The following is a 4096-nucleotide window of genomic DNA, read 5'->3' as shown; positions in this document are numbered from 1 at the left end:
GCTTTTCTTGCGATAAAAGCCTGCTACGAGTAGAATATCGCCGCTTAACGTCCGCTAAAGTGTTTTAACATTTTCGGGCGTTGCATCAGGGGTCGCTGAATTAGAGATCGGCACCCTTTCTTTCTTTTAATTTTTGGAGTTCTAAAATGTCTCTAAGCGTTGAAGCTAAAGCAAAAATCGTTTCTGAGTTTGGTCGTGGCGAAAACGACAGCGGTTCTACCGAAGTTCAGGTTGCACTGCTGACTGCACAGATCAACCACCTGCAGGGCCACTTTGCAGAGCACAAAAAAGATCACCACAGCCGTCGTGGTCTGCTGCGCATGGTTTCTCAGCGTCGTAAACTGCTCGACTACCTGAAACGTAAAGATGTTGCACGTTACGCTGCGCTGATCGAGCGTCTGGGTCTGCGTCGCTAATTCTGCGAGTTTCAGAAAAAGGGGCCTGACGGCCCCTTTTTTCGACCGGGCGGCAGCAATTCATTCAAAACTCATGTATTGTTGCTAGTAATGATCTTCATGCAGAGGTTCGCGCGGCTAATGAGAGGCTTCATCCGCAGGGGCGGGTAAAGGTTGTCATTAGTCGCGAGGATGCAGAGGATCGGGTCAATAGACGCTATATCTTTGATATGGCGTGATTTATAGATAAAAAGGATAGAATTTTGCTTAATCCGATCGTTCGTAAATTCCAGTACGGCCAGCATACCGTAACCCTGGAAACCGGCATGATGGCGCGCCAGGCAACGGCCGCTGTGATGGTTAGCATGGATGACACCGCGGTATTCGTGACCGTTGTGGGTCAGAAAAAAGCGAAGCCAGGCCAGGACTTTTTCCCGCTGACTGTTAACTACCAGGAGCGTACTTACGCTGCCGGTAAAATCCCGGGTGGTTTCTTCCGTCGTGAAGGCCGTCCAAGCGAAGGCGAAACCCTGATCGCGCGTCTGATTGACCGCCCGGTTCGCCCGCTGTTCCCGGAAGGCTTCGTTAACGAAGTTCAGGTTATCGCCACCGTCGTTTCCGTTAACCCGCAGGTTAACCCGGATATCGTCGCGATGATCGGCGCTTCCGCTGCGCTGTCCCTGTCTGGTATTCCGTTCAATGGCCCAATCGGCGCCGCGCGCGTGGGTTACATCAACGACCAGTACGTACTGAACCCAACCCAGGAAGAACTGAAGTCCAGCAAACTGGATCTGGTGGTTGCCGGTACTGAAGCGGCCGTGCTGATGGTTGAATCCGAGGCTGAACTGCTGAGCGAAGACCAGATGCTGGGCGCGGTGGTCTTCGGCCACGAGCAGCAGCAGATTGTTATTCAGAACATCAACGACCTGGTGAAAGAAGCCGGTAAACCGCGTTGGGACTGGCAGCCGGAAGCCGTCAACGAAGCGCTGAACGCGCGCGTGGCTGCGCTGGCTGAATCCCGCCTGAGCGATGCTTACCGTATCACCGACAAACAAGAGCGTTACGCTCAGGTTGACGTGATCAAATCTGAAACCATCGCCACGCTGGTAGCCGAAGATGAAACCCTGGACGCTAACGAGCTGGGTGAAATCCTGCACGCCATCGAGAAAAACGTGGTTCGTAGCCGCGTACTGGCAGGCGAGCCGCGTATCGATGGCCGCGAAAAAGACATGATCCGTGGTCTGGACGTTCGTACCGGCGTACTGCCGCGTACTCACGGTTCCGCACTGTTCACCCGTGGCGAAACGCAGGCGCTGGTTACCGCGACTCTGGGTACCGCACGCGACGCGCAGAACATCGACGAACTGATGGGCGAGCGCACCGACTCCTTCCTGTTCCACTACAACTTCCCTCCGTACTCCGTAGGCGAAACTGGCATGGTGGGTTCTCCGAAGCGTCGTGAAATCGGTCACGGTCGTCTGGCTAAGCGCGGCGTATTGGCCGTGATGCCGACTATCGACGAATTCCCGTACACCGTTCGCGTGGTGTCTGAAATCACCGAATCCAACGGTTCTTCTTCCATGGCCTCCGTCTGTGGCGCCTCTCTGGCGCTGATGGATGCGGGTGTGCCGGTGAAAGCCGCCGTTGCGGGTATCGCAATGGGTCTGGTGAAAGAAGGCGACAACTTCGTCGTTCTGTCTGACATCCTGGGTGACGAAGACCACCTTGGCGATATGGACTTCAAAGTTGCGGGTTCCCGCGACGGTATCTCTGCGCTGCAGATGGATATCAAAATTGAAGGTATCACCAAAGAAATCATGCAAGTTGCTCTGAACCAGGCTAAAGGTGCGCGTCTGCACATCCTGGGCGTGATGGAGCAGGCGATTAACGCGCCGCGCGGCGATATCTCTGAATTCGCACCGCGTATCCACACCATCAAGATCAACCCGGACAAGATCAAAGACGTTATCGGTAAAGGCGGTTCTGTTATCCGTGCCCTGACCGAAGAAACCGGCACCACCATCGAAATCGAAGATGACGGTACCGTGAAGATCGCAGCGACCGACGGCGATAAAGCACAGCATGCTATCCGTCGTATCGAAGAGATCACCGCTGAGATCGAAGTTGGCCGCATCTACAATGGTAAAGTGACCCGTATCGTTGACTTTGGCGCGTTCGTTGCCATCGGCGGCGGTAAAGAAGGTCTGGTTCACATCTCGCAGATCGCTGATAAGCGCGTTGAGAAAGTGACTGACTACCTGCAGATGGGTCAGGAAGTGCCGGTTAAGGTTCTGGAAGTTGACCGCCAGGGCCGTGTTCGTCTGAGCATCAAAGAAGCAACTGAACAGACTCCGTCTGCCGCAGCGCCGGAAGCTCCGGTCGCCGAGCAGGGCGAGTAAGGTTGCCGTTAGCCCTCCGCTTTTGCGGAGGGCGTTTTACGGGCAGGACGCCTCGTTTGCAGCCGGGGAACAGGACGTTCATCCAATCGTTGTCTTCGGGAGTGGGAAATGAAGCCTTTTTTGCGCTGGTGTTTCGTGGCGACAGCTCTCACGCTGGCAGGATGCAGTAGCACCGCCTGGCGTAAGGACGCCGTCCTCGCAGTACCATTGCAACCGACTTTACAGCAAGAAGTGATTCTGGCACGCATGGAACAAATTCTTGCCAGTCGGGCTTTATCCGATGACGAACGCGCACAGCTTTTATATGAGCGCGGAGTGTTGTATGATAGTCTCGGTCTGAGGGCATTAGCGCGAAATGATTTTTCACAAGCGCTGGCAATCCGACCCGATATGCCTGAAGTATTCAATTACTTAGGCATTTACTTAACGCAGGCAGGCAATTTTGATGCTGCCTATGAAGCGTTTGATTCTGTACTTGAGCTTGATCCAACTTACAACTACGCGCACTTGAACCGCGGTATCGCCCTGTATTACGGCGGCCGGGCTAAGTTAGCGCAAGATGATCTGCTGGCGTTTTATCAAGACGATCCCAATGATCCTTTCCGTAGCCTGTGGCTTTATATCGCCGAGCGTAAACTCGACGAGAAGCGGGCGCTTGAAGCACTCAGAGAGCGCTTAAACAAGTCGGACAAAGAGCAATGGGGATGGAACATTGTCGAGTTCTACCTTGGCGACATTAGCGAAAAAGAGCTGATGACTCGTCTGAAGGCAGACGCAACGGATAACACCTCGCTCGCTGAGCATCTCAGTGAAACCAACTTCTATTTAGGTAAGTACTACCTAAGTCTGGGGGACAAGGACAGCGCTACGGCACTGTTCAAACTGGCGGTCGCTAACAACGTACATAACTACGTTGAGCACCGATACGCATTGTTGGAATTATCGCTCTTGGGCCAGGAGCAAGATGACCTGGCAGAATCGGACCAGCAATAGCTGACGAACACATCAGCCCATAGTTTTTTGCTTGCCATCACCTTTGCGGGTGAGGGCGTTGTTGTTCGTTAATACACCTACTTTGAGCCGGTTCACACTTTTCAATGAAAATTACCGTAAATTTTCACGATGAGTTATGTAGACTGGCCGCCATTAATTTTGAGGCACACGTACTACATGGCTGAATTCGAAACCACTTTTGCAGATCTGGGCCTGAAGGCTCCCATCCTTGAAGCGCTTAACGATCTGGGTTACGAAAAACCATCTCCGATCCAGGCTGAGTGCATTCCGCATCTGCTGGACGGCCGC

4 protein-coding genes and 1 pseudogene are annotated in these 4096 nt (G+C 53.5%); all 5 read left to right on the top strand.

Going from position 1 to position 4096, the window contains the following annotated elements:
- Window positions 1–146 precede the first annotated feature (146 nt).
- Window positions 147–416 carry a 30S ribosomal protein S15 gene (gene rpsO / locus CW267_RS29640; RefSeq protein ID WP_012540479.1) on the top strand — a complete coding sequence of 90 codons (270 nt, stop codon included), beginning with the start codon at window positions 147–149 and terminating at the stop codon, window positions 414–416.
- Between the two features lie 242 nt (window positions 417–658).
- Window positions 659–2794, top strand: a complete 2136-nt coding sequence (pnp, locus tag CW267_RS29630; RefSeq protein WP_008806626.1) for a polyribonucleotide nucleotidyltransferase — start codon at window positions 659–661, stop codon at window positions 2792–2794.
- A gap of 108 nt (window positions 2795–2902) precedes the next feature.
- Window positions 2903–3787: a lipoprotein NlpI gene (gene nlpI / locus CW267_RS29625; RefSeq protein WP_002918241.1), complete on the top strand. Its 885-nt coding sequence runs from the start codon at window positions 2903–2905 to the stop codon at window positions 3785–3787.
- A 104-nt stretch (window positions 3788–3891) separates the two neighbouring features.
- A complete protein-coding gene (gene yrbN / locus CW267_RS29620; protein ID WP_085903200.1) occupies window positions 3892–3972 on the top strand; it encodes a protein YrbN in 81 nt (26 codons plus the stop codon).
- Window positions 3965–4096: pseudogene (locus CW267_RS29615) on the top strand (RNA helicase); the annotation flags it as partial. The gene yrbN and the pseudogene CW267_RS29615, both read left to right, overlap by 8 nt.

The sequence above is a fragment of the Klebsiella sp. X1-16S-Nf21 genome (assembly GCF_002837615.1).
Taxonomy (GTDB): domain Bacteria; phylum Pseudomonadota; class Gammaproteobacteria; order Enterobacterales; family Enterobacteriaceae; genus Klebsiella; species Klebsiella variicola.
This window is presented reverse-complemented; position numbering and strand designations above follow the sequence as displayed.